The 21,861-nt window shown below is 63.0% G+C and carries 25 protein-coding genes; 11 read left to right on the plus strand and 14 right to left on the minus strand.

Going from position 1 to position 21,861, the window contains the following annotated elements; all coding sequences use genetic code 11:
* Positions 1 to 78: 78 nt before the first annotated feature.
* The gene (locus tag IHV84_RS05890; protein WP_198846196.1) at positions 79 to 882 is read right to left on the minus strand and encodes a ferritin-like domain-containing protein; all 804 of its coding nucleotides are present in this window, start codon (positions 880 to 882) and stop codon (positions 79 to 81) included.
* 90 nt (positions 883 to 972) lie between these two features.
* Between IHV84_RS05890 and IHV84_RS05895 the strand changes: the two genes are divergently transcribed.
* From IHV84_RS05895 to IHV84_RS05905, 3 genes are all read left to right on the plus strand, one after another.
* Positions 973 to 1,497 carry a gamma carbonic anhydrase family protein gene (locus tag IHV84_RS05895; protein WP_066785023.1) on the plus strand — a complete coding sequence of 175 codons (525 nt, stop codon included), beginning with the start codon at positions 973 to 975 and terminating at the stop codon, positions 1,495 to 1,497.
* Between the two features lie 41 nt (positions 1,498 to 1,538).
* Positions 1,539 to 2,531, plus strand: a complete 993-nt coding sequence (locus tag IHV84_RS05900; protein WP_198846197.1) for an Hsp33 family molecular chaperone HslO — start codon at positions 1,539 to 1,541, stop codon at positions 2,529 to 2,531.
* Positions 2,532 to 2,675: 144 nt separating this feature from the next.
* Positions 2,676 to 3,152 (plus strand): CZB domain-containing protein, encoded by a 477-nt coding sequence (locus IHV84_RS05905; protein ID WP_198846198.1) that lies wholly within the window; start codon positions 2,676 to 2,678, stop codon positions 3,150 to 3,152.
* Between the two features lie 39 nt (positions 3,153 to 3,191).
* On the opposite strand, the gene IHV84_RS05910 is transcribed toward IHV84_RS05905, so the two are convergent.
* The 6 genes from IHV84_RS05910 to IHV84_RS05935 form a co-directional block, all read right to left on the minus strand.
* Positions 3,192 to 3,722, minus strand: a complete 531-nt coding sequence (locus tag IHV84_RS05910) for a hypothetical protein (protein ID WP_198846199.1) — start codon at positions 3,720 to 3,722, stop codon at positions 3,192 to 3,194.
* Between the two features lie 54 nt (positions 3,723 to 3,776).
* Positions 3,777 to 4,055, minus strand: a complete 279-nt coding sequence (locus tag IHV84_RS05915) for a septum formation initiator family protein (RefSeq protein WP_198846200.1) — start codon at positions 4,053 to 4,055, stop codon at positions 3,777 to 3,779.
* A gap of 74 nt (positions 4,056 to 4,129) precedes the next feature.
* On the minus strand, positions 4,130 to 5,416 hold the full coding sequence (eno, locus tag IHV84_RS05920; protein WP_044401450.1) for a phosphopyruvate hydratase: 1,287 nt from the start codon (positions 5,414 to 5,416) through the stop codon (positions 4,130 to 4,132).
* A gap of 84 nt (positions 5,417 to 5,500) precedes the next feature.
* Positions 5,501 to 5,791 (minus strand): DUF1330 domain-containing protein, encoded by a 291-nt coding sequence (locus IHV84_RS05925; protein WP_044401528.1) that lies wholly within the window; start codon positions 5,789 to 5,791, stop codon positions 5,501 to 5,503.
* 4 nt (positions 5,792 to 5,795) lie between these two features.
* A complete protein-coding gene (gene kdsA / locus IHV84_RS05930) occupies positions 5,796 to 6,653 on the minus strand; it encodes a 3-deoxy-8-phosphooctulonate synthase (protein ID WP_198846201.1) in 858 nt (285 codons plus the stop codon).
* 11 nt (positions 6,654 to 6,664) lie between these two features.
* Positions 6,665 to 8,323 carry a CTP synthase gene (locus tag IHV84_RS05935; protein WP_066785033.1) on the minus strand — a complete coding sequence of 553 codons (1,659 nt, stop codon included), beginning with the start codon at positions 8,321 to 8,323 and terminating at the stop codon, positions 6,665 to 6,667.
* A gap of 103 nt (positions 8,324 to 8,426) precedes the next feature.
* Here IHV84_RS05935 and coaBC point away from each other — a divergent pair, with 103 nt between their 5' ends.
* The 3 genes from coaBC (at position 8,427) to IHV84_RS05950 (ending at position 10,913) form a co-directional block, all read left to right on the plus strand.
* Positions 8,427 to 9,641, plus strand: coding sequence for a bifunctional phosphopantothenoylcysteine decarboxylase/phosphopantothenate--cysteine ligase CoaBC (coaBC, locus tag IHV84_RS05940; RefSeq protein WP_198846202.1), 1,215 nt, complete (start codon positions 8,427 to 8,429; stop codon positions 9,639 to 9,641).
* Positions 9,642 to 9,752: 111 nt separating this feature from the next.
* Positions 9,753 to 10,199: a dUTP diphosphatase gene (dut, locus tag IHV84_RS05945; RefSeq protein ID WP_198846203.1), complete on the plus strand. Its 447-nt coding sequence runs from the start codon at positions 9,753 to 9,755 to the stop codon at positions 10,197 to 10,199.
* Between the two features lie 207 nt (positions 10,200 to 10,406).
* Positions 10,407 to 10,913: a glycine zipper 2TM domain-containing protein gene (locus IHV84_RS05950; protein ID WP_198846204.1), complete on the plus strand. Its 507-nt coding sequence runs from the start codon at positions 10,407 to 10,409 to the stop codon at positions 10,911 to 10,913.
* 79 nt (positions 10,914 to 10,992) lie between these two features.
* Here the strand turns inward: IHV84_RS05950 and IHV84_RS05955 are convergent, their stop codons facing one another.
* Positions 10,993 to 11,517 (minus strand): peptidylprolyl isomerase, encoded by a 525-nt coding sequence (locus tag IHV84_RS05955; RefSeq protein WP_044401469.1) that lies wholly within the window; start codon positions 11,515 to 11,517, stop codon positions 10,993 to 10,995.
* Positions 11,518 to 11,572: 55 nt separating this feature from the next.
* Between IHV84_RS05955 and IHV84_RS05960 the strand changes: the two genes are divergently transcribed.
* The 3 genes from IHV84_RS05960 (at position 11,573) to IHV84_RS05970 (ending at position 13,735) form a co-directional block, all read left to right on the plus strand.
* Positions 11,573 to 12,712 (plus strand): cupin domain-containing protein, encoded by a 1,140-nt coding sequence (locus IHV84_RS05960; protein WP_066693772.1) that lies wholly within the window; start codon positions 11,573 to 11,575, stop codon positions 12,710 to 12,712.
* Positions 12,709 to 13,227, plus strand: coding sequence for a hypothetical protein (locus IHV84_RS05965; RefSeq protein ID WP_198846205.1), 519 nt, complete (start codon positions 12,709 to 12,711; stop codon positions 13,225 to 13,227). The genes IHV84_RS05960 and IHV84_RS05965 overlap by 4 nt, the downstream gene beginning before the upstream one ends.
* A gap of 250 nt (positions 13,228 to 13,477) precedes the next feature.
* On the plus strand, positions 13,478 to 13,735 hold the full coding sequence (locus tag IHV84_RS05970) for a hypothetical protein (protein WP_066785041.1): 258 nt from the start codon (positions 13,478 to 13,480) through the stop codon (positions 13,733 to 13,735).
* Between the two features lie 166 nt (positions 13,736 to 13,901).
* Here IHV84_RS05970 and IHV84_RS05975 read toward each other — a convergent pair whose 3' ends face one another.
* From IHV84_RS05975 to IHV84_RS06000, 6 genes are all read right to left on the minus strand, one after another.
* The gene (locus IHV84_RS05975) at positions 13,902 to 14,690 is read right to left on the minus strand and encodes an MBL fold metallo-hydrolase (protein ID WP_198846206.1); all 789 of its coding nucleotides are present in this window, start codon (positions 14,688 to 14,690) and stop codon (positions 13,902 to 13,904) included.
* A 93-nt stretch (positions 14,691 to 14,783) separates the two neighbouring features.
* A complete protein-coding gene (gene bamC / locus IHV84_RS05980; RefSeq protein WP_142081675.1) occupies positions 14,784 to 15,881 on the minus strand; it encodes an outer membrane protein assembly factor BamC in 1,098 nt (365 codons plus the stop codon).
* Between the two features lie 36 nt (positions 15,882 to 15,917).
* Positions 15,918 to 16,814 (minus strand): 4-hydroxy-tetrahydrodipicolinate synthase, encoded by an 897-nt coding sequence (dapA, locus tag IHV84_RS05985; RefSeq protein ID WP_044401484.1) that lies wholly within the window; start codon positions 16,812 to 16,814, stop codon positions 15,918 to 15,920.
* Between the two features lie 30 nt (positions 16,815 to 16,844).
* The gene (locus IHV84_RS05990; protein ID WP_198846207.1) at positions 16,845 to 17,399 is read right to left on the minus strand and encodes a bifunctional 2-polyprenyl-6-hydroxyphenol methylase/3-demethylubiquinol 3-O-methyltransferase UbiG; all 555 of its coding nucleotides are present in this window, start codon (positions 17,397 to 17,399) and stop codon (positions 16,845 to 16,847) included.
* Between the two features lie 71 nt (positions 17,400 to 17,470).
* Positions 17,471 to 17,626 carry a hypothetical protein gene (locus IHV84_RS05995; protein WP_198846208.1) on the minus strand — a complete coding sequence of 52 codons (156 nt, stop codon included), beginning with the start codon at positions 17,624 to 17,626 and terminating at the stop codon, positions 17,471 to 17,473.
* A gap of 20 nt (positions 17,627 to 17,646) precedes the next feature.
* Positions 17,647 to 18,864 carry an MFS transporter gene (locus IHV84_RS06000; RefSeq protein WP_198846209.1) on the minus strand — a complete coding sequence of 406 codons (1,218 nt, stop codon included), beginning with the start codon at positions 18,862 to 18,864 and terminating at the stop codon, positions 17,647 to 17,649.
* Between the two features lie 127 nt (positions 18,865 to 18,991).
* On the opposite strand from IHV84_RS06000, the gene IHV84_RS06005 reads away from it, so the two are divergent.
* Both IHV84_RS06005 and IHV84_RS06010 read left to right on the plus strand, forming a co-directional pair.
* On the plus strand, positions 18,992 to 20,974 hold the full coding sequence (locus tag IHV84_RS06005) for a DNA topoisomerase IV subunit B (RefSeq protein WP_198846210.1): 1,983 nt from the start codon (positions 18,992 to 18,994) through the stop codon (positions 20,972 to 20,974).
* Positions 20,975 to 21,007: 33 nt separating this feature from the next.
* Positions 21,008 to 21,853, plus strand: a complete 846-nt coding sequence (locus IHV84_RS06010) for a lytic transglycosylase domain-containing protein (protein WP_044401496.1) — start codon at positions 21,008 to 21,010, stop codon at positions 21,851 to 21,853.
* The last annotated feature ends 8 nt before the right edge of the window (positions 21,854 to 21,861 follow it).

The raw sequence follows: 21,861 nt of genomic DNA on the forward strand, positions 1-21,861 counted from the left end.
TACTCACGTGTGAACGATTCAAAAGATGCAAAAACAACCGACTCATTTTAGGGAGCGCCCAATTCCCGGGCGTTTCGCTCAGCCCTGCTGCAGCCATTGAAGTTCCGTTTCGGTGAAACCAGCGCGGCGGCGGGCTTCGTCGTTGAACGGCGGTTTGAGGCGCGGGGCTTCGTATTGCCGCACCAGGACGGCGTAGTGCGTTTCCGGGTTCAGCCCCTCGCGCTCGCACAGCCACCGGTACCAGTGGTTGCCGATGGCCACGTGGCCCACCTCGTCGTGCAGGATGGTATCGAGGATGGTGGCGGCAGCCAACGCATCGGACGTGCCCACCTGCCGAAGCTTGCGCTGAATCAAGGGCGTGGCGTCCAGCCCGCGGGCTTCCATGGTGCGCGGCACCAGGGCCATGCGCGCCACGATGTCGTGCTGCGTTTTCTCGCACATGGTCCACAGGCCCTGGTGCGCCGGGAAGTCGCCATAGTCATGGCCTTGTGCACGCAGGTGGCTGCGCAGCATTTCAAAGTGCGTGGCCTCTTCGGCGGCCACCCGCAGCCAGTCGTGGTAGTAAGCCGGCGGCATGCCGTCAAAGCGCCAGATGGCGTCGAGTGCCAGATTGATGGCGTTGAATTCAATATGGGCAATGGCATGCACCAGCACAGCGCGCCCTTCAGGGGTGGCGGGTGAGCGCCGGGCCAGCTCAGTGTGGCGCAGCAGCAAGGGGCGCTCGGGGTGCCCCGGCAGGGTGCCGATCTCAGCCGGGCTGGGCGTGAATTTTTCTGCTATCGAATATGTAGCTAGTTGCGCTTGTAGGGCAAGCGCTGCAGCCGATTTTTGATCAGGGTCGGCAAGTTGCAAAACCTGCAATGCACATTGGCGAAGCTCCATCCGTACAATTCTAGGCCCTGCTGCTGAGCGCACTGCACACGCTTTGTAACCAATTGGCAGCCCCTTTGTTTTCTCACCGGAGTGTGTTGCATGGCTTTGTATGAACTGGATGGTGTGGCGCCGCTGGTGCCGGGTTCCGCATGGGTGGCAGACAGTGCCCAGGTCATGGGCGATGTGCATCTGGGTGAAGACGCCAGCGTATGGTTTGGCGCCGTGGTGCGGGGCGATACCGCACGCATCAGCATTGGCGCGGGCACCAACATCCAGGACGCCAGCGTGCTGCACGCCGATTTTGGTCAGCCGCTGGTGGTGGGCGAGCGCGTCACCGTGGGGCACCAGGTCATGCTGCATGGCTGCACCATTGGCGATGAATCGCTGATCGGCATTGGCGCAGTGGTGCTCAATGGCGCCAAGATCGGCAAGAACTGCCTGGTGGGCGCGGGTGCACTGGTCACCGAAGGCAAGGAATTCCCCGATGGATCGATGATCATCGGCGCCCCTGCCAAGGCCGTGCGCGAATTGACGCCCGAGCAGATCGAGGGGCTGCGCCAAAGCGCACTGCACTACATCGAGAACGCCCGCCGCTTCAAGCAGGGCCTGCGCCGCATTGATTGAGATCTTCGCGCCTTCTATTTTTGTTTTTCTGGAATCCCCGAGTGTCTGAACTCCATAAGTTTTTGTTTGAAGGCCTGCCCGTGCGCGGCATGATCGTGCGGCTGACCGATGCCTGGACCGAGGTCCTGCAGCGCCGCAACAGCAATTCGGCCACCGGCGCCTATCCCGCACCCGTGCAGGAGTTGTTGGGCGAGATGGCTGCGGCTGGTGTGCTGATGCAGTCCAACATCAAGTTCAACGGCGCGCTGGTGCTGCAGGTGTTCGGGGATGGCCCGGTGAAGGTGGCGGTGGCTGAGGTGCAGTCGGACCTCAGCCTGCGCGCTACCGCCACCATCAACGGCGACATCGCTGCCGATGCCCGGCTGAGCCAGATGGTCAATGTGGGCGGCGGCGGGCGTTGCGCCATCACGCTGGACCCCAAGGACCGCCTGCCAGGCCAGCAACCCTACCAGGGCGTGGTGCCGCTGCACGGCGACCATAACGAAAAACTCGAACGCCTGTCGGATGTGCTGCAGCACTACATGCTGCAGTCGGAGCAGCTGGACACTGTGCTGGTGCTGGCGGCCAACAGCGAGGTGGCTGCGGGCTTGCTGATCCAGCGCATGCCTTTGAAGGGCGAGGGCAATCTGGCCCAGGGGTTGTCGCACCGCGAGAACGAAGACCAGATTGGTCACAACGAAGACTACAACCGCATCGCTCATCTGGCTTCCAGCCTGACCCGTGACGAGTTACTGACCCTGGATGTAGACACCATCCTGCGGCGCTTGTTCTGGGAAGAAAAGCTGCTGCGCTTCGAGCCCTTGGAGGGCGAGCGCGGTCCGCGCTTTGCCTGCACCTGCAGCCGCGAACGCGTGGCCAACATGCTGCGCGGCCTGGGCGCTCAAGAGGCTGAAAGCATTCTGGCTGAGCGCAGCGAGATCGAGGTGGGTTGCGAGTTCTGTGGCCAGCAATACCGCTTCGATGCGGTGGATGCTGCGCAGCTCTTCCTGCAATCTGCTGCCGCCCAACCGCCTGCGCCATCGGGCGTTCAATAAGCCCGCGCCGCTTGCCCCAGGCCGATGGGGCGGGTGTGGTGTGCCGCCCCAAGGTGCTGATCGGAGCCCGCCCAGAGGGTGACGATTGTTGACAGATAGTTTGACGGACCTCTCCTAAGATCCTTCCCAGAAGGAAGGGTTTGCATGGATTTTTTCCGTCGATTTTTGGGAGTGTCGGCATCCAACGCAGGGGCTCAGGCTGGCCCTGCTGGCGAGGCCATCGCCCTGGCTTCGCCGCCAGAAGATTCGGTGCCTGCCGAGCTGGATGTGGACGCCGCCATCAACGCGCACGAACGCTGGAAAGCCCGCTTGATGGACTACCTGGAAGGGCGCCTGCCAGTGGGGCTGGACCCTGACGTGATCCGCCGGGATGACTACAGCGCCTTGGGGCGCTGGTTGCATGGGGTGGGCGCCGACCTACTGGGCCCCCACCCTGCCTACCCTTTGCTGATGGCCCGGCACCGCTACTTTCACGAACAGGCTGCCGAGATGGTGCAATGGGCCCAACAGGGGGAGTGGGACCATGTGGTCGCCATCCTCAACGGCCGCTACCGGTTTGCTTCGAACCAGATCGTGCTTTTGCTCAAGTCCATCCGGCAGGGTGTGAAGCAGGAAGCCTGAGGAACGTTTCGGCCTCAGTCCGAGGCTGCGGTGTTTTCGTCACCGCGTGGCAGCCAGCCGCAGTGATGTGAACAGGCGGTGCTCGCAAATCGGGTCACTGCATTTTTCGCAGCCCCAGGAGCGCATTTTCAGACGCCCCTGGTCATCGTCCTCATCTCGCCCAGCCGCACTACCAACGGGCGCTCGTGTGAGGCTCAGTGCGGTAGATGGGGTCGGTGCTTGCAGCGCCTGGGCTGCAGCCAGCGCGGTGGACACGCGGCGGGCGGTGCTGCCATACACCACCCGATAAGGGGTGCCGCTGGCCTGAAGCTGGCGGCGCAGTTCAGCATCGCATTGTTCTCGGTTTTCCTGTTCGGCAGGGGGGCAAGGCCAGTCGAGTCCCGTCAATAAAGTGATGGGAGTGAGCGGGGGCAAGGAAGCCTCTGGTGAAGCCGGGAGCGCGCTGTCAGCACTGGGAAGGGCTTGCATCAGAGGATGCAGCTGAGCCGTGTGCACGCCCAGCTCGGCAGTCAGCGCTGCCAGAAGTTCATGCACTCCGCTGTGCGGTGCGCCCACGAGGTAAATAGCCATGGGCGTCAGAGGCTAAGGGGAGTCGTGGAGGGGGTGTGGCTGGTGCAGCGCAGTTCAACGCGGGGTGAACTGCACGTACACCTCGCCTTGCTTGACCATGCCCAGCTCGCTGCGGGCTTTTTCTTCCACCATGTCCAGACCTTCCTTCAGATCGTGGACTTCCGAGGTCAGCCGTTCATTGGCCTGGCGCACCTGCGCGTTGGCTGCTTTTTGCGCCTCGATTTTTTGCTGCATGGCAGCCACCTGCGGCAGACTGCCGCGCCCCAGCCACAACTGCGCATGCAGTGCGACCAGCAGCGCCAGCAGGACAACAGGAACCAATCGGATGCCCATGGGGTGGCCTCAGAGAAGGAGGTCAAGCACAGGGCCGCGCCGCACTTGCGCAGCGGCGCATGCCCTGCAGTACATCAACGCAGGTTGTAGAAGGCTTCGCGGCCGGGGTAGTGGGCAACGTCACCCAGGTCTTCTTCGATGCGCAGCAGCTGGTTGTACTTGGCGATGCGGTCCGAGCGCGACAGCGAGCCGGTCTTGATCTGGCCAGCATTGGTGCCCACGGCGATGTCGGCAATGGTGCTGTCTTCGGTTTCGCCCGAGCGGTGCGAGATCACGGCAGTGTAGCCAGCGCGCTTGGCCATTTCGATGGCGGCAAACGTTTCGGTCAGCGTGCCGATCTGGTTGATCTTGATGAGGATCGAGTTGGCGATGCGCTTGTCGATGCCTTCCTTCAGGATCTTGGTGTTGGTCACGAACAGGTCGTCGCCCACCAGTTGCACGTTCTTGCCCAGGCGCTCGGTCAGGATCTTCCAGCCGTCCCAGTCGCCTTCGTGCATGCCGTCTTCGATGCTGATGATGGGGTACTTGTCGCACCACGATGCCAGCATGTCCGTCCACTGCTGGGCGGTGAGCTTCAGGCCGCCTTCGCCTTCCAGCACATACATGCCGTCCTTGTAGAACTCGCTGGCAGCGCAATCCAGGCCCAGGGCGATCTGGTCGCCAGCGGTGTAGCCCGCGGCTTCGATGGCTTGCAGGATCAGCTGGATGGCTGCTTCGTGGCTTTCCACGCTGGGGGCAAAGCCGCCTTCGTCGCCCACGGCAGTGCTGATGCCCTTGTCGTGCAGGATCTTCTTCAAGGCGTGGAACACTTCCGCACCCCAGCGCAGGGCTTCGCGGAAGGTGGGGGCGCCCACGGGGATGATCATGAACTCTTGCAAGTCCAGGCTGTTGTTGGCGTGCGCGCCGCCATTGATGACGTTCATCATCGGCACGGGCAATTGCATGCTGCCCATGCCGCCCAGGTAGCGGTACAGGGGCAGGCCGGATTCTTCGGCGGCAGCGCGGGCCACGGCCATCGACACGGCCAGCATGGCGTTGGCGCCCAGGCGGCTCTTGTTCTCGGTGCCATCCAGGTCGATCAGGGTCTGATCCAGGAAGGCTTGCTCGGAAGCATCCAGGCCCAGCACGGCTTCGCTGATTTCGGTGTTGATGTGTTCCACGGCCTTGAGCACGCCCTTGCCCAGGTAACGGCTCTTGTCGCCATCGCGCAGCTCAATGGCTTCGCGGCTGCCAGTGGAGGCACCCGAGGGCACGGCTGCGCGGCCCATCACGCCTGATTCGAGCAGCACGTCGCATTCGACGGTGGGGTTGCCGCGGCTGTCCAGCACTTCGCGGCCTACGATGTCAACGATGGCACTCATGGTTTTTCCTTTTACAGAAGTTTCAAGTCAAATCGGGTGCTAGCGCTTATGCAGAAAGCGCTATTAGCTATCAAAATCAGAGCGTCAAAGGCCTTCGACGCAGACCAAGCGCATGATGGCCGCGCCTTCGCGGGCGGCGCGGGCTTTGCCGTATTCGGGCGAGTGGTAGAAGGCCTTGGCGGCCTCGAAGCTCGGGAACTTGGCAATCACCACGCGCTCTGGGGTCCAGTCCCCCTCCATCACTTCCACTGCACCGCCGCGAACGCAGATTTCAGCGTTGTGGGCCTGAAAGGCCGCAGTGGACCATTTCTTGTATTCCTCGTACTGGGCAGGGTTCGTCACGCGGACGTTGGCGATGATGTAGCCGCTGGGCATGTGGTCAGGCTCCAAAGTTGTTTTCGAGGAATCCGTTTTTCTTGGTCACGTCGTCGAGGGCCACCAAGGTTTCCAGCAGCGCCTTCATGTGCTTGAGCGGCACGGCGTTGGGGCCGTCGGACCAGGCTTCGGCGGGCTTGGGGTGGGTTTCCATGAACAACCCCGCCACGCCCACGGCCACACCGGCGCGGGCCAGCACGGGCACCATGTCGCGGGCGCCGCCGCTCACGGCACCCAGGCCGCCGGGCTTTTGCACCGAGTGGGTCACGTCAAACACCACGGGCGCGCCCGAATTGCGCATCTCGGCCAGGCTGGTCATGTCGGCCACCAGGTTGTTGTAGCCAAAGCTCACCCCGCGTTCGCAGGCCAGGAAGCGGTCTTCCGACAGTCCGGCTTCGTTCGCGGCAGCGCGGGCCTTGTCAATGACGTTCTTCATGTCCCAGGGCGCGAGGAACTGCCCCTTCTTGATGTTGACCGGCTTGCCCGACTGGGCCACGGCACGGATGAAGTCCGTCTGGCGGCACAGGAAGGCGGGTGTTTGCAGCACATCGACCACGCTGGCCACGGGGGCGACCTGCGATTCGTCGTGTACGTCGGTCAGGATGGGCAAATGCAATTGGCGGCGCACTTCGTCCAGGATCTTCAGGCCCGCGTCCAGCCCCACGCCGCGCTGGCTGGTGCCAGAGGAGCGGTTGGCCTTGTCGAACGAGCCCTTGTAGATGAGCGGAATGTCCAGTGCTGTGCAAACTTCCTTGAGCTGGCCCGCCACGTCCAGTGACATCTGCAGGCTTTCAATGGAGCATGTGCCCGCGATGAGGAAGAACCGGTGGTTCAGCCCGACGTCGAATCCGCACAGTTGCATGGCCGTCTCCTTCAGGCTTTTTTCGCCGCTTGCTGGTGTTCCACCGCCGCCTTGATGAAGGCGTTGAACAGCGGATGGCCGTCCCAGGGGGTGGACTTGAACTCGGGGTGGAATTGCACGCCGATGTACCAGGGGTGCACGGTGGTGGGCAGTTCCACGATTTCGGTGAGCTGCTCGCGCTGCGTCAGGGCCGAAATTACCAGGCCCGCCTTGCGCAACTGGTCCAGGTAGTTCACGTTGGCTTCGTAGCGGTGGCGGTGGCGTTCGGTCACCACATCGCCATAGATGCGATGGGCCAGGGTGCCTGCCTGCACGTCAGACGATTGCGCGCCCAGACGCATCGTGCCGCCCAGGTCAGAGTTCGCATCGCGCGTCTTGATGGTGCCGTCGGCATCCTTCCACTCGGTGATCAGTGCGATCACAGGGTGCTTGGCCTGAGGGTCGAATTCGGTCGAGTTGGCACCTTCCAGCCCCGCGACGTGGCGGGCGTATTCGATGGTGGCCACCTGCATGCCCAGGCAGATGCCGAGGTAGGGCACCTTGTGCTCGCGGGCGAACTGGGCTGTGCTGATCTTGCCTTCCACACCGCGGCTGCCAAAGCCGCCGGGCACCAGAATGGCGTCGTACTTGGCCAGCTTGCCAGCGGCGTTGGCGCTGTCGATGGTTTCGGAATCCAGGTGCTCGATCTTCACGCGCACATGGTTCTTCATGCCGGCGTGGCGCAGCGCTTCGTTGACGGACTTATAGCTGTCCGACAGATCGACGTACTTGCCCACCATGGCGATGGTGACTTCGCCTTGGGGATGCTCGGTTTCATGCACCAGTTCATCCCAGCGCTTGAGGCTGGTGGGAGGCGTGTTCAGGCGCAGCTTGTCGCAGATCAGGCCGTCCAGACCTTGCTCGTGCAACATGCGGGGCACCTTGTAGATGGTGTCCACATCCCACATGCTGATCACGCCCCATTCGGGCACGTTGGTGAACAGCGAGATTTTTTCGCGCTCTTCTTCCGGCACCGGCTTTTGTGCGCGGCACAGCAGCGCATCGGGCTGGATGCCGATCTTGCGCAGCTCTTGCACGGTGTGCTGGGTAGGCTTGGTCTTGAGCTCGCCGGCCGTGGCAATCCAGGGCAGGTAAGTCAGGTGCACGAAGGCCGAGTTGTTGGGGCCGAGCTTGAGGCTCAACTGGCGCACGGCTTCCAGGAAGGGCAGCGATTCAATGTCGCCCACGGTGCCGCCCACTTCGCAGATGGCCACGTCCACCGCGTCGTCGGTGCCAATGCCCGCGCCACGCTTGATGTATTCCTGGATTTCGTTGGTGACGTGCGGGATGACCTGCACGGTCTTGCCCAGGTAGTCGCCACGGCGCTCTTTTTCGAGCACGGACTGGTAGATTTTGCCCGTGGTGAAGTTGTTGGACTTCTTCATGCGCGTTTCAATGAAACGCTCGTAGTGGCCCAGGTCCAGGTCGGTTTCTGCGCCGTCATCGGTCACGAAAACTTCGCCGTGCTGGAAGGGCGACATCGTGCCGGGGTCTACGTTGATGTAGGGGTCGAGCTTGATGAGGGTGACTTTGAGTCCCCGCGATTCGAGGATCGCGGCAAGGGAGGCTGAGGCGATTCCCTTACCGAGGGAAGACACCACACCGCCGGTGACGAAGACAAATTTGGTCATGTCGTTTTATGGTGGTGGGAAATTGGGATTATAGATGGGCGCTACCTTCGCGCTCTCGCGGGCCTGCGCATTGCCCGCGCTGGGGTCTGCTAAATTCGCGCCCATGAATGAGCTTGCTGGCAAACACATTGTTCTGGGTCTGAGTGGAGGCGTGGCTTGCTACAAGGCGGCCGATTTTTGCCGCCAGCTCATCAAGGCGGGGGCCACCGTGCAGGTGGTGATGACCGAGGCGGCCGAGCGGTTCATCACGCCCGTCACCATGCAGGCGCTGTCGGGCCGCACGGTGTACGGCTCGCAGTGGGATGCCCGCGAACCCAACAACATGCCGCACATCAACCTCAGCCGCGAGGCTGATGCCATCGTGATTGCGCCGTGCAGCGCTGATTTCATTGCCCGCCTGGTGCAAGGCCGGGCCGACGAGCTGCTGAGCCTGATGTGCCTGGCCCGGCCCATCGACCGTGTACCCCTGCTGCTGGCGCCCGCCATGAACCGGGAGATGTGGGCGCACCCCGCCACCCAGCGCAACCTGGCCCAGGTGGCGCAGGACGGTGCCACGGTGCTGGGTGTGGGCAACGGCGACCAGGCCTGCGGCGAAACCGGCGATGGGCGTATGCTGGAGCCCAGCGAATTGCTGGAAGAGGTGATTGCCTTTTTTGCCCCCAAGGTGCTGGCAGGTCAAAAAGTGCTGATCACGGCCGGCCCGACGTTCGAGGCCATCGACCCCGTGCGGGGCATCACGAACCTTTCGAGCGGAAAAATGGGTTTTGCCATTGCCCGCGCTGCGCGTGAAGCGGGTGCCGACGTGACTCTGGTGGCAGGGCCTGTGCATTTGCCCACGCCCCGCGGCGTACGCAGGCTGGATGTGAAATCAGCACAAAATATGCTCGAAGCCGTTGAGGGGCAAGCGCAAGGCGCTACTCTATTTATAGCAACTGCGGCCGTTGCGGACTGGCGCGTGGCAAGCCAGTCCACCGAAAAAATCAAGAAGGATGGCTCTGGCCAGCCCCCGGCGCTGAATTTTGTGGAGAACCCCGACATCCTGGCCCGCGTGGCCCAATCGCCCCGCGCCCAGTCTGGGGCGTTGTACTGCGTGGGCTTTGCCGCTGAAAGCCACGATTTGCTGGCCCATGCCGCTGCGAAGCGTTTGCGCAAGGGTGTGCCGCTGCTGGTGGGCAACATTGGCCCCGCCACTTTTGGTCAAGACGACAATGCCCTGCTGCTGGTAGACGAGCAGGGCCACCGCGAACTGCCGCATGCCTCCAAGCGCGCACTGGCGCAACAACTGGTCGCAGAAATAGCTCGGCGGTTGCCGCGCTGAGCGTGGCGCACCTTGTTGTGCGCCAGCCATGGCGAAGATCAGGGCTTTCTGCGGTGCGCGGAAGGCTTTCGCCGTAGGCTTCCCATTTACTGTCTCAAGAGAACCTGTTTCATGAAGATCGACGTCAAGATTCTTGATCCGCGCATGGCCGAGCAACTGCCGACCTATGCCACCCCTGGCAGCGCCGGCCTGGACCTGCGCGCATGTCTGGATGCGCCCCTCACGCTGCAGCCCAACGCGTGGCAGCTGGTGCCCACGGGCATCGCGGTGTACCTCAAAGACCCTGGCTATGCCGCGTTGATCCTGCCCCGCTCGGGCCTGGGCCACAAACATGGCATCGTTTTGGGCAACCTGGTGGGTTTGATCGACAGCGACTATCAGGGGCCGTTGATGGTGAGTGCCTGGAATCGCAGCGATGTGGCGTTCACGATCGAGCCGATGGAGCGCCTGGCACAAATGGTCATCGTGCCGGTGGTGCAAGCCCAGTTCAACGTGGTGACAGACTTCGTGGCGACCGAGCGCGGCGCTGGCGGCTACGGCTCTACCGGCACGGCCTGAAGTGGCAAAGCGATAGGGCGGCTCATCGTGATCCAGCCCGCCATGTCAGACTTTTCTTACGTTTGGTAGGGCTTGTTACTGACCTGCGCTGTGGTCGGCGTGCACTGGATGCGGCGTTGAATCGTTGGTGTGATGGACAGTGCTTAGATCGTGCGGGTGCATGTTGCGTTCGCGGCACCCGATTGCCACCCCTTCAAGGAGAAACTGATGCGCCATTTCCACCGTACCGCCGTTGCAGCCGTCTCTGCTGCCGGCGTGTTGGCATTGACCGCTTGTGCGAGCAATCGTAACGACCCCTATTACGGCGGCGGCTACCAGGGCACAGCCCCTGCGTATCCTGCGCCTTCACAAAACCCATACGCCACGGAATTCGGGCGTGTGAGCAATATCGAGGTGCTTCATAACCAAAGCCGCGGTGGCGGGCAAACATCGGGTGCCGGCGCAGTGCTGGGTGCCGTGGTGGGCGGGGTGCTGGGCAACCAAGTGGGCAAGGGCTCAGGCCGCGCAGCAGCCACTGCCGTGGGTGTGATTGGCGGCGCCGTGGCCGGCAACGCGATTGAGGGCCGCAACAACCCCGGTGACGACGGCCAGGGCTATCGCATCTCGGTCCAGCTCGATCAGGGCGGCTACCGGGCCTACGACGTGAGCTCGCCCGGCGATTTGCGCATTGGCGACCGCGTGCGCCTTTACAACGGCCAGATTTCTCGCCAATAACCCAGCGCATCCAGTGCGTTGAACCCCCGTAGTGTTCATGCGGGGGGCTCATCCCACCGGGGCTGGGCTTGTGCGGGTTTCAGTGCAGCAACTGGTTGCCGGGCGCCTGGGCTTCAATGCGGAAGAAGCCGGTACCTGCCGTGCCGCGGCCTACTTCCTCTTCGGTGGCTTCGCGCACCGACTCCACCTTCAGTTGCAGGCGCAGTGCAATGCCCGCCAGTGGGTGGTTGCCGTCGAGCACGATGTGTTCAGGGTAAATTTCTGCCACGGTGTACAGGCCGGTACGGGGTGCATCGGGGTTGCAACCTTCGGGCAAAGCCGTGCCTTCAAAAGTCATTCCTTCTTCCACTTCGGCAGGGAAAAGGTGGCGGGGTTCCAAGAAGAGCAGCTGGTCGTTGAAGTCGCCAAAGGCATCCTCAGGTTCCAGGTGCAGTGACAGCTTGGCGCCTGCGCTGTGGCCTTGCAGGGCTTCTTCGATGCGGGGCAGCAAATCGTTGCCGCCCAGCAGGAATTCCACCGGCTCATCCAGCACGTCGAGTTCTTCACCAAGGGTGTCTTTGAGGGTCCAGGTCAGTGCGACCACGCATTGTTGGGTAATTTCCATAGGAGAATTGTCGCAGTTTGACCAACAGCCCCGCCAGGGGCAGGTGCCTTCATCCATGGATATCCAACAACCCTTGACCCTGCTGGGTGGTCTCACGCCAGCCCAGTTCATGCGCCGCCATTGGCACAAAAAGCCTTTGCTGGTGCGCCAGGCCATTCCCAATTTCCAGCCACCGGTGCTGCGTCCCGAGATGTTTGCGCTGGCGGCCGAGGAATCTGTGGAGTCGCGCCTGGTGCAACAAATCAAGGGTGGCTGGAAGCTCCGCCATGGCCCGTTTGCGCGCCGCTCCTTGCCCGCAATGAGCCAGCGCGAGTGGACGTTGCTGGTGCAGGGGGTTGATCTGCACAACGATGCGGTGCACCAGTTGATGCAACAGTTCCGGTTTGTGCCAGAGGCGCGGTTAGACGATTTGATGATCAGCTACGCCACTGACGGTGGCGGGGTAGGGCCGCATTTCGACAGCTACGATGTCTTTTTGTTGCAGGCCCACGGCCGCCGCCGCTGGCGCATCGGCCGCCAGAAGGACTTGACCCTCAAGGAAGGCATTCCTCTCAAGGTGCTGGCGGAGTTTGAGCCGGAGGAAGAGTTTGTGCTGGAGCCTGGCGACATGTTGTACCTGCCTCCTCGCTATGCTCATGACGGGATTGCCGAGGGCGAATGCATGACCTACTCGATAGGCTTCCGTGCGCCCGCCCGTGCCGAACTGGCTCAGGAGTTGCTGGTGCGGCTGTCGGAGGATGCGGCAGAGGATGAGCAGGTGCAGATGTACCGCGATGCCAAGCAGGAAGCGGTGGCAGAGCCGGGTGCGATTCCTGCCGAACTGCAAGCCTTTGCCAAGGAGGCGCTGGAGCGTGCCCTGTCGCAGCCCCTGGCCTTGGAACGTGCCCTCGGCGAGTACCTGACCGAGCCCAAGCCCAACGTATGGTTTGAAGCCAGTGATGGTGGCGCCATGCTGGAAGCGGTGCGCTTGGACCGCCGCACGCGCATGATGTACGACGCGCAGCACATCTTCATCAACGGCGAAAGCTACCGTGCTGGGGGCAAAGACGCCACTTTGATGCGCCGCCTGGCCAACCAGCGCTACCTCAGCTCCAAAGACATCCAGCGTGCCAGCGACGAGGCGCTGGAGTTGCTCTCGATTTGGTGCGATGACGGCTGGGCGCACGCCTGCTCCGACGACACCACTACCCCATGACTACCAGCGACTTGCCTGTGTCCAGCCCCTCTGGCTTGCCCGAGGGGCGGTTTGCTGGGCGCGAGGCTTTTCAGCAAATGGTGCGCGACGCCTTCGCCACTGCTGCATGCGAGGGCTGGGCCGAAATTCTGATCAGCGATGCCAACTTTCACGATTGGCCGCTGGGGGAGCGGGCAGTCGTGGAGTCGCTCCAGGCCTGGGCAAAAGGTGGGCGCCGCTTCACCATGCTGGCCGTCAGCTACGACGATGTCATTCGGCGGCACGCGCGTTTTGTGGGGTGGCGCGGCACTTGGGATCACATCATGACCTGCCGCAAAAGCCCCGCGGCAGACCCTCTGGAATTGCCCAGCGTGCTCTGGTCGCCCGGGTGGGTCATGCAGCGACTGGACCCGGTGCGATGTGCTGGCGTGGCGGGAGGCGAAGCCGATCGCAGAGTGCTGGTGCGCGAGGTTCTGAACGAATGGCTGCGCAGTAAAAGTTCCCCCGGTTTCCCATCCACCACGTTGGGACTTTGATGCCCGTCAAGCCTGGGGTAAGCTCGCGCCGCAGCCAGCGCTCCACAGGGTGTTGCGTCTGCGCCTATGTCAACTTGCTGTAAACCTTTTTTCAGTGTTAGTCACTATTGACTAAATGCCAATATAATTTACGGCTGCACCGCAAAATGGTGCAACTGTCAAATGCATTGCGCCAATGCGTACCAGGGCTTCAACGCGCCGGTCGCCGTGGCTTTTCAAGATTTTTGTTTGTCCAACTAGGAAATTTGAAATGAAGAACTCCGTCGTTCTGGCCGCTCTGATCGCTGCTGCTGCTCTGGCCGCTTGCGGTAAAAAAGAAGAACCCGCTCCAGCACCTGCTCCCGCAGCTGCTCCCGCTCCTGCTGCTGAAGCCGCTCCTGCAGCCCCAGCTGCTTCCGAAGCTGCTCCTGCTGCTTCTGACGCCGCCGCTCCTGCTGCTGACGCTGCCAAGGCTGCTGCTGACACCGCTGCTGCCGCTGCCACTGGCGCTGCTTCCGAAGCCAAGTAATTCGTGATGAGGTAGCCTTTCCGCAGGGAGAGGTTGCATCGCCACTCCAAAGCCCCGCTTTTGCGAAAAAGCGGGGCTTTTGTTTTTGGTGGCACCATGCCGTCGCTCAGATTGCAACGGGGCAGCCGTTGGGGTCATCGCTTGCTTTGCCAGCAGGATTTGCTTTCTATCCAGCCATTCCCACCGAGATCCAGGGCGTTCCCTTCGTCTGGCTGGCCACGCCGATGCGCTCAGGCGGCCAATCCAGCGCGCTGGCCAGGGCCTCCTGCGCCAGCGCGGGTGTGTTGTTGTGGGCGCTCAGGTGGGCGGCCACCACGTGGCCTAGCGACGGGTGTTTCAGCGCTGCCAAAAGCTCAGCGGTCGCTGTATTGACCATGTGACCATAGGGGCCTGCAATGCGGCGTTGCAGGAACAGAGGGTAGCGCGATGCCGCCAGCATGGCAGGGTCATGATTGGCCTCCACCAGCAGGGTGTGACAGCCCGCCAGTTGCGTTTTGACATGCTCGCTGGCGTGTCCCAGGTCGGTCAGAATGCCCAGGTGCACTGCACCATCGGTGCCTCTCAGTTGCAGTGGTTCGCGGGCATCGTGCGGTACGGTGAAGGGGGTGGCTTGCCAGCAGCCCAGGTCGATGGGCTCCAGGTCGTGAGCAATGCGCAGCAGCCCGTTGAAGTCCGGGGAGCCCAGGGCGGCATGTGTGCCGTGGCTCATCCAGATGGGGATGCGATGCTTCAGTGCGATAGACCGCGCGCAGCCAATGTGATCTGAGTGCTCGTGGGTGATGAAGATGGCCGCAATGTCGCTCCAGGCCAGGCCCGCCTGGTCCAGCCGGGCTGCGAGCTGCCGCACGCCCAGGCCGCAATCCACCAGCAGGCGGCGTGTGCGCAGCCCGTCGCTGCCTTCAATCAAGGTCGCGTTACCGGCGCTGCCGCTGCCCAGGTTTTTCAGTCGCAGCATGGGAGACGTTTTGGTGTGTGCATAAAAAAAGCCCCGCAGCCCTGTGGGGAGCTGGCGGGGCACGTCAGGCGCAGGGCCTGAGTGGGCAGAGGGTTACTTCAACTCGTCGGCAATCACGCGAACAATGCGCTCTGCGTTGGCGGACGACTCGGGGGCGCCAGCTTCGTTGAGCACGGACACGGTGGAGGCATTGCCCTCGCTGCGCACGGCGATGCGGTACTTCAGCGGTGGAACGGCAGCAGACGAGCCGCCAAAGAGTTTGCCAAAGAAGCCGGGCTCTTTCTTGTCGGCGTTGGGCGCCACATAGCGCACGAAGTACAAACCGTCGTTGCGATTGCGGTCTTCCACTGTGAAGCCGGTGCGGTCCAGGGCGAGGCCCACACGGCGCCAGGCGCGGTCAAAGTTCTCAGCCAGTTGCACTACGGGCGCGTTGTTCACCGTGGCAATGCGGGCTGCCGGGGTTTGCTGCGTAGGCGCGGTGGCGGCAATCGCCTTGGATTGTTCCTGGCTGACGCCCAGCTTGACCATCAGGCGGCGCAGAAATTCAGTTTCCAGCTCGGGGTCTGCCGCGCGGGGCTGCCAGACGGTCTGATCCTTCTGGGTGTTGGTATACACCTCGATCATGCCGCGGTGGCTGATGAAGATGTCGGTGCCGCCGTTAGCATTGCGCTCCAGGCGGGTGCGGAACTTGTCGCGTTCGCCAGTGGAGTACAAAGAATCGAACACCTTGCCCAAAGCAGCGCGGACGACATCCTGCGGCAGCTTGGCACGGTTTTCAGCCCAGTCGGTTTCCAGGATGCCCAGGTTGGCCTGGTCCTGGGTGAAGATGAAACCGTTCTCCAGCCAGAACTCGCGCACGGGCTCCCACAGCTTATCTGCGGGGCGGTTGACCACGAGCCAGCGCTGGTTGCCATCGCGCTCAATGCGAACGTCACCGATGGAGGTGGCAGCGGCCTGGCTGGCGGCACTAGGTTGTGCCGCTTGCTGGCCTGCCTGCAGAGCGGCTGCAGAAACGGTGCCGCCAGGCACGGCGTAGCGCGAATCTTTGGCGAGCTGGGTCAGGTCGGGGGGCACTTCCAGGGTCGAGCCCTTGGTGGCGCTTTTGTAGTCGATCTTGTCGCCTTCAAGGGTCGAGCAGGCTGACAGGGCAGCAACAAGGGCCAGCAGGCCCAGGCGGGTATTTGCGTTCACTCGGAAATCCTTGGAATGTCGGGGAGGTTTCGCGGCTCAGAGCAGGCCGCTGCTGCGCAGCGCGCCTTCGACCACGGCTTCGTTGCTCTTGGACAGTGGAGTCATGGGCAGGCGCAAGGTTCCGCCGCACAGGCCCATGCGGGCCACCGCCCACTTTACGGGAATGGGGTTGGCTTCCACGAACAGGTGCTTGTGTACGGGCATCAGCTGGAACTGGATTTCCATGGCGCGCTTCACGTCACCTGCAATGGCCGCCACGCACAGTTCGTGCATCAGCTTGGGGGCCACGTTGGCTGTGACGCTCACGTTGCCATGGCCGCCGCACAGCATGAGGGCGACGGCGGTGGGGTCGTCACCCGAGTAGATGCCGAAGCCCTTGGGGGCTTCGCGGATGAGCCACTGGGCGCGTTCGATGTTGCCGGTGGCTTCCTTGATGCCGATGATGCCGGGCACCTGGGCCAGGCGCAGCACGGTGTCGTGCTGCATATCCGCCACCGAGCGGCCGGGCACGTTGTAGAGGATGGTGGGCAGGTCACCCACGGCCTCGGCAATCGCCTTGAAATGCTGGTATTGGCCTTCTTGCGTGGGCTTGTTGTAGTAGGGCACTACCTGGAGCTGCGTGTCGGCGCCGACCTTCTTGGCGAACTTGGCCAGTTCGATGGCTTCGGCAGTGGAGTTGGCACCGCAACCAGCCATGATGGGCACGCGCTTGGCGGCTTGCTCCACGGCCACGCGAATGATTTCGCAGTGCTCTTCCACATTCACCGTGGGCGATTCGCCCGTGGTGCCAACGACGCCGATGCAATCGGTGCCTTCAGCGATGTGCCAGTCGATCAGTTTGCGCAAGGCGGGGTAGTCAACGCTACCGTCCTCATGCATGGGGGTGACAAGGGCGACGATGCTGCCGGTGAGGGGCACGGAAGAAGAGGTCATGTCCGCAGATGGAAACGGTAAAAGGGCATTCTAACTAGACAAGGGCTGCAGTCTGTGGCGCGCAGGTGCCTCGGGGTGAGGTGTTTCCCGCACGGCGGCAATGCGCTGCACAAACCGCGCCGGGTTTTCGAGGTATCCATCCTCGTAGGCCACGGTGCGCAGCGCGCCAAAAGCCTGCAGCAGCTCGCCGGGGCGCAGCAAAAAATCGGCCCGGCTGGGCCTGCCCACGGTTTCGTGGCCCTGCGCGAAGGTTTCGTAAATCAGAACGCCGCCGGGCGCCAGGCTGGCCAGCACGGCGGGCAGCAAGGGGCGCCACAGGTAGTTGGTCACCACCACGGCCCCGAACTGCCGGCTGGGCAAAGGCCAGGGCCCGTTTTCAATGTCGGCGCAGATCAGCTCGCCCAGTCCGGTGCAGGCGGCAATGGCTTCGGGGGAGCGGTCCACGCCCGTCACCTGCAGGCCCTGGGCCTGTAGCCAGCGCATGTGGCGACCTGCGCCGCAGGCCAGGTCCAGCGCCGTGGCGTGGGGTGGAATCAGATGCGTCCATCGCTGGACCCAGGACGAGGGAGCTTCCGTACCGTGCATGTGGTTGTGCTATTGAATTGATAGCTACTTGCGCTTATCTATCAAGCGCTAGAGGCCAGAAATGCTTGAAGTCAAAAACACGACCACACCTTGTCGGCCACCATCACCATGAAGTCTGGCACCGTGTACATCGCAAACACGGCCAGGCAGGCGGCGATGGCTGCAAACCAGCCCAGCCCGCGCAGCCACGGGCGGCGGGGTGGGGTGGTGGGGGAATGTGAAGCCATGGCGGCAAAAACTGCGTTGTTCACGCCGCTTGCGGCTGTGCCCGCTGGATGGGCGCTTCCTTGATGGGCAGGTTCACCAGCCCTGCCAGCACACCCAGCCCAATGGCGATGTACCAGACGATGTCATAGCTGCCAGTGGCGTCGTACAGGTAACCGCCCAGCCACACGCCCATGAAGCTGCCGAGCTGGTGGCTGAAGAACACAAACCCGCCCAGCATCGAGAGGTGCTGCACCCCAAAAATCTGGGCAATGGTGGCGTTGGTGGGGGGCACCGTAGACAGCCACAAGGTGCCCATCACGGCCGAGAAGATGTAGACCGACAGGGGCGACAGCGGCACCAGCAAAAAGACGCTGATCGCCACGGCCCGCGCCAGGTAAATGAACGAGAGGATGAAGCGCCGTGGCATGCGCTGCCCCAGGGTGCCCGCGATGTAGGTGCCAAACACGTTGAACAGCCCGATCAGTGCCAGCGCATAGCTGGCCACCTGGGGCGACAAGCCGTTGTCCCTGAGGTAACTGGGCATGTGCACGCCGATGAACACCACCTGGAAGCCGCACACAAAGTAGCCCGCCATCAGCAAATTGAAGCTGGGGTAGCTGAAGGCCTCCCGCAGGGCTTGGCCAATGGTTTGGTCACGCTTCGGTGGTGCGGCCCCCTGAAAGCCCGGTTCCCGCAGGCCAAATGCCAGCGGAATGATCAGCAGCACCGCCATCGACAGCGCCAGCAATGCCTGCTGCCAGCCCAGGCTGGCAATCAGCCACCCTTCCACCGGCACCATCAGAAACTGCCCGAACGAGCCTGCCGCTGCGGCCACGCCCATGGCCCAAGAGCGCCTCTCGGGCGCAATCTGCCGGCCCAGCACGCCGTAGATCACGGCGTAGGTGGTGCCTGCCTGCGCTGCCCCGATCAAGAGGCCGGTGGTGAGTGCAAACAAGAGCGGGGTGGGCGAAAGCGCCATGCCCGCCAGTCCCAGGCCGTACAAAACGGCACCGCCCATCAGCACGCGGAAGGCGCCAAACCGGTCGGCCGCCATGCCCGCAAAGATCCCGATCACGCCCCACGACAGATTTTGCAGCGCAATCGCAAAAGCGAACGACTGGCGGGTCCACCCCATCTCTTGGGTGATGGGCTGTAGCCACAGGCCAAAGCCGTGGCGCACGCCCATGGACAGCGTGACGATGGCAGCCCCGCAGGCCAGCACCTGGAACATGGATAGTTTCGGAGGATTCATATGCATTCACAGGAATGTAGCCAGATTGCGGGAATTGTGCTGGCACACCAGTGACCAATACAGTGCGAGAGACGGGGCGCGCGACTGGTTTTTTATCCAGCCTTTGCGGCACTGCCCCACTACAATCCGCGCCATGGCAGCCAAACCCTCCTCAGTTTCCGCAAGCGAATATTCCGAAGGCTCGATCCGCGTGCTCAAGGGCCTGGAGCCCGTCAAGCAGCGCCCGGGCATGTACACCCGCACCGACAACCCCCTGCACATCATTCAGGAAGTGCTGGACAACGCCGCCGACGAGGCACTGGCCGGCTACGGCAAAAAGATCAAGGTCACGCTGCACACAGATGGCTCGGTGAGCATCGAAGACGATGGCCGGGGCATTCCGTTTGGCATGCACCCCGAAGAGAAGGCCCCGGTGATTGAACTGGTCTTCACCCGCTTGCACGCGGGTGGCAAGTTTGACAAGGGCAAGGGCGGGGCTTACAGCTTCTCGGGCGGCTTGCACGGCGTGGGCGTGAGCGTGACCAACGCACTGGCTACGCGGCTGGAGGCTTGCAGCCACCGCGAAGGGCAGGTGGCACGCCTGGTGTTCTCGGGCGGCGATGTGGTCGAGCCGCTGGTGGTCCGCCCGCTGGAGGCCGGTGAGCGCAAGCAGGGCACCACCGTGCGCGTGTGGCCTGATGCCAAGTACTTTGAATCGAGCGCGTTGCCCATGGGTGAACTCACCCACCTGCTGCGCAGCAAGGCGGTGCTGATGCCCGGCGTGTCTGTCTCGCTCATCAACGAGAAGACGCGCGACACCCAGACCTGGCAATACAAGGGCGGCCTGCGCGACTACCTGACGCAGACGCTGACTGCCGACCCGGTCATCCCCCTGTTTGAAGGTGAAGGCTTTGCCGACAGCGGCAACGAGAGCTTTGCCGAAGGTGAAGGCGCCGCGTGGGCCGTGGCCTTCACCGAAGAAGGCGCGCCGGTGCGCGAGAGCTACGTCAACCTGATCCCCACCAGCGCAGGCGGTACGCACGACAGTGGCCTGCGCGATGGTCTGTTCAACGCCGTCAAGAGCTTCATCGAGCTGCACAGCCTGGCTCCCAAGGGCGTCAAGCTGCTGCCCGAAGACGTGTTTGCGCGCGCCAGCTATGTGCTGAGCGCCAAGGTGTTGGACCCGCAGTTCCAAGGCCAGATCAAGGAGCGGCTGAATTCGCGCGATGCGGTGCGCCTGGTCAGCGGCTTTGTGCGCCCGGCGCTGGAGCTGTGGCTGAACCAGCATGTCGAATACGGCAAGAAGCTGGCCGAGCTGGCCATCAAGGCCGCGCAAACGCGCCAGAAGGCAGGCCAGAAGGTGGAAAAACGCAAGGGTTCTGGCGTGGCCGTGCTGCCTGGCAAGCTGACGGACTGCGAAAGCCGCGACACCAGCCACAACGAGGTGTTTCTGGTGGAGGGCGACTCGGCTGGCGGCAGCGCCAAGATGGGCCGCGACAAGGAAAGCCAGGCCATCCTGCCGCTGCGCGGCAAGGTGCTCAATACCTGGGAGGTTGAGCGCGACCGGCTGTTTGCCAACAACGAAATCCACGACATTTCAGTAGCCATTGGTGTGGATCCGCATGGGCCCAATGACACCCCCGATTTGAGCGGCCTGCGCTACGGCAAGATTTGCATCTTGAGCGATGCGGACGTGGACGGCTCGCACATCCAGGTGCTGCTGCTCACGCTGTTCTTCCGTCACTTTCCCAAGCTCATCGAAGCAGGGCACATCTACGTGGCGCGCCCCCCGCTGTTCCGCGTGGACGTGCCCGCGCGCGGCAAAAAGCCTGCGGCCAAGATGTATGCGCTGGACGATGGTGAACTCAATGCCATCCTCGATAAATGCGCCAAGGAAGGCGTGCCGCGCGAGAAGTGCCAGATCAGCCGCTTCAAGGGGCTGGGCGAAATGAACGCCGAGCAGTTGTGGGAGACCACGCTCAACCCCGACACCCGCCGCCTGCTGCCCGTGCAGCTGGGCGACGTGGACTTTGCCGCCACCGAGGGGCTCATCACCAAGCTCATGGGCAAGGGCGAAGCTGCTGCGCGCCGTGAGCTGATGGAACTGCATGGCGATGCGGTCGAGATCGATATCTGACGTGCTGAGCCGCATTTGCCCCCGCTGTCTGCCATGACGTTGTTTAGCAAAATTGGCCTCTTGCGCTTATCAGCGCTGGGTTTGCTGCTCTGCTTTTTGCAGCAGCATGCCCACGCTGACCTGTGGGCGCATGTGGACGAGCGCGGGGTGACGCACTTTGCAGCCGAGCAGCTGGATGCCAGGTACCAGCTCTTCTTTCGGGGTGCCGAGTTCGATTCGACCCGCGACATGCCTGCCAACGCACCCGTCACGCCCCATGGCATGCCCAGCGCGGGCGCGCGCCTGCTGGCGTTTTTTGACATTGCGCCGGGCTACAAAAGCATCAAGCACCACCTGCGGGCCGCGTCGGAGCAGCAGGCGGTGGACTACGAGCTGCTGCAGGCGCTGATCGCCACCGAGTCGGGCTTTGATGCGCAGGCCGTTTCGCCCAAGGGCGCGGTGGGCCTGATGCAGCTCATGCCCGCCACGGCCAGCCGCTTTGGCGTGCGGGCCGATGCCAAGCGCTCTCTGGAACAAAAGCTGACCGACCCCGCCGTGAACGTGCCTGCAGGCACACGCTACCTGCGTTATTTGCTGGACCTGTTCCCTGGCCGCATGGATCTGGCCTTGGCGGCCTACAACGCGGGCGAGGGCGCGGTGCAGCGGGCGGGTAACCAGATTCCGGCCTTCAAGGAAACCCAGAACTACGTGCGCACCGTGCTGGCGCTGTACCACCAGCTCAAACCCCCGGCGCCGGTGCAGGCCCATCGTGCGGCCCCTGGGCGGGTGCGCATGCAACTGCAGGGCGGCGCCCACAACCGCGGCAACCTGCCGCCCGACACCGTGGTGGCGCAAAGCCGCGCCAGCCATGAACCTCTACCGACGATTCCGAACGAATGAGCGCTAAC

The sequence above is a fragment of the Acidovorax sp. IB03 genome (assembly GCF_016406015.1).
In the GTDB taxonomy this organism is placed as follows: Bacteria; Pseudomonadota; Gammaproteobacteria; order Burkholderiales; family Burkholderiaceae_C; genus Acidovorax; species Acidovorax temperans.

Excerpts from the sequence above, each read along its gene's own strand:
- IHV84_RS05890 (WP_198846196.1), bottom strand. The coding sequence starts at position 882 with ATGGAGCTTCGCCAATGTGCATTGCAGGTTTTGCAACTTGCCGACCCT.
- IHV84_RS05895 (WP_066785023.1), top strand. The coding sequence starts at position 973 with ATGGCTTTGTATGAACTGGATGGTGTGGCGCCGCTGGTGCCGGGTTCC.
- IHV84_RS05905 (WP_198846198.1), top strand. The coding sequence starts at position 2,676 with ATGGATTTTTTCCGTCGATTTTTGGGAGTGTCGGCATCCAACGCAGGG.
- IHV84_RS05910 (WP_198846199.1), bottom strand. The coding sequence starts at position 3,722 with ATGGCTATTTACCTCGTGGGCGCACCGCACAGCGGAGTGCATGAACTT.
- IHV84_RS05915 (WP_198846200.1), bottom strand. The coding sequence starts at position 4,055 with ATGGGCATCCGATTGGTTCCTGTTGTCCTGCTGGCGCTGCTGGTCGCA.
- eno (WP_044401450.1), bottom strand. The coding sequence starts at position 5,416 with ATGAGTGCCATCGTTGACATCGTAGGCCGCGAAGTGCTGGACAGCCGC.
- IHV84_RS05925 (WP_044401528.1), bottom strand. The coding sequence starts at position 5,791 with ATGCCCAGCGGCTACATCATCGCCAACGTCCGCGTGACGAACCCTGCC.
- kdsA (WP_198846201.1), bottom strand. The coding sequence starts at position 6,653 with ATGCAACTGTGCGGATTCGACGTCGGGCTGAACCACCGGTTCTTCCTC.
- IHV84_RS05935 (WP_066785033.1), bottom strand. The coding sequence starts at position 8,323 with ATGACCAAATTTGTCTTCGTCACCGGCGGTGTGGTGTCTTCCCTCGGT.
- coaBC (WP_198846202.1), top strand. The coding sequence starts at position 8,427 with ATGAATGAGCTTGCTGGCAAACACATTGTTCTGGGTCTGAGTGGAGGC.
- dut (WP_198846203.1), top strand. The coding sequence starts at position 9,753 with ATGAAGATCGACGTCAAGATTCTTGATCCGCGCATGGCCGAGCAACTG.
- IHV84_RS05950 (WP_198846204.1), top strand. The coding sequence starts at position 10,407 with ATGCGCCATTTCCACCGTACCGCCGTTGCAGCCGTCTCTGCTGCCGGC.
- IHV84_RS05955 (WP_044401469.1), bottom strand. The coding sequence starts at position 11,517 with ATGGAAATTACCCAACAATGCGTGGTCGCACTGACCTGGACCCTCAAA.
- IHV84_RS05960 (WP_066693772.1), top strand. The coding sequence starts at position 11,573 with ATGGATATCCAACAACCCTTGACCCTGCTGGGTGGTCTCACGCCAGCC.
- IHV84_RS05965 (WP_198846205.1), top strand. The coding sequence starts at position 12,709 with ATGACTACCAGCGACTTGCCTGTGTCCAGCCCCTCTGGCTTGCCCGAG.
- IHV84_RS05970 (WP_066785041.1), top strand. The coding sequence starts at position 13,478 with ATGAAGAACTCCGTCGTTCTGGCCGCTCTGATCGCTGCTGCTGCTCTG.
- IHV84_RS05975 (WP_198846206.1), bottom strand. The coding sequence starts at position 14,690 with ATGCTGCGACTGAAAAACCTGGGCAGCGGCAGCGCCGGTAACGCGACC.
- dapA (WP_044401484.1), bottom strand. The coding sequence starts at position 16,814 with ATGACCTCTTCTTCCGTGCCCCTCACCGGCAGCATCGTCGCCCTTGTC.
- IHV84_RS05990 (WP_198846207.1), bottom strand. The coding sequence starts at position 17,399 with ATGCACGGTACGGAAGCTCCCTCGTCCTGGGTCCAGCGATGGACGCAT.
- IHV84_RS05995 (WP_198846208.1), bottom strand. The coding sequence starts at position 17,626 with ATGGCTTCACATTCCCCCACCACCCCACCCCGCCGCCCGTGGCTGCGC.
- IHV84_RS06000 (WP_198846209.1), bottom strand. The coding sequence starts at position 18,864 with ATGCATATGAATCCTCCGAAACTATCCATGTTCCAGGTGCTGGCCTGC.
- IHV84_RS06005 (WP_198846210.1), top strand. The coding sequence starts at position 18,992 with ATGGCAGCCAAACCCTCCTCAGTTTCCGCAAGCGAATATTCCGAAGGC.
- IHV84_RS06010 (WP_044401496.1), top strand. The coding sequence starts at position 21,008 with ATGACGTTGTTTAGCAAAATTGGCCTCTTGCGCTTATCAGCGCTGGGT.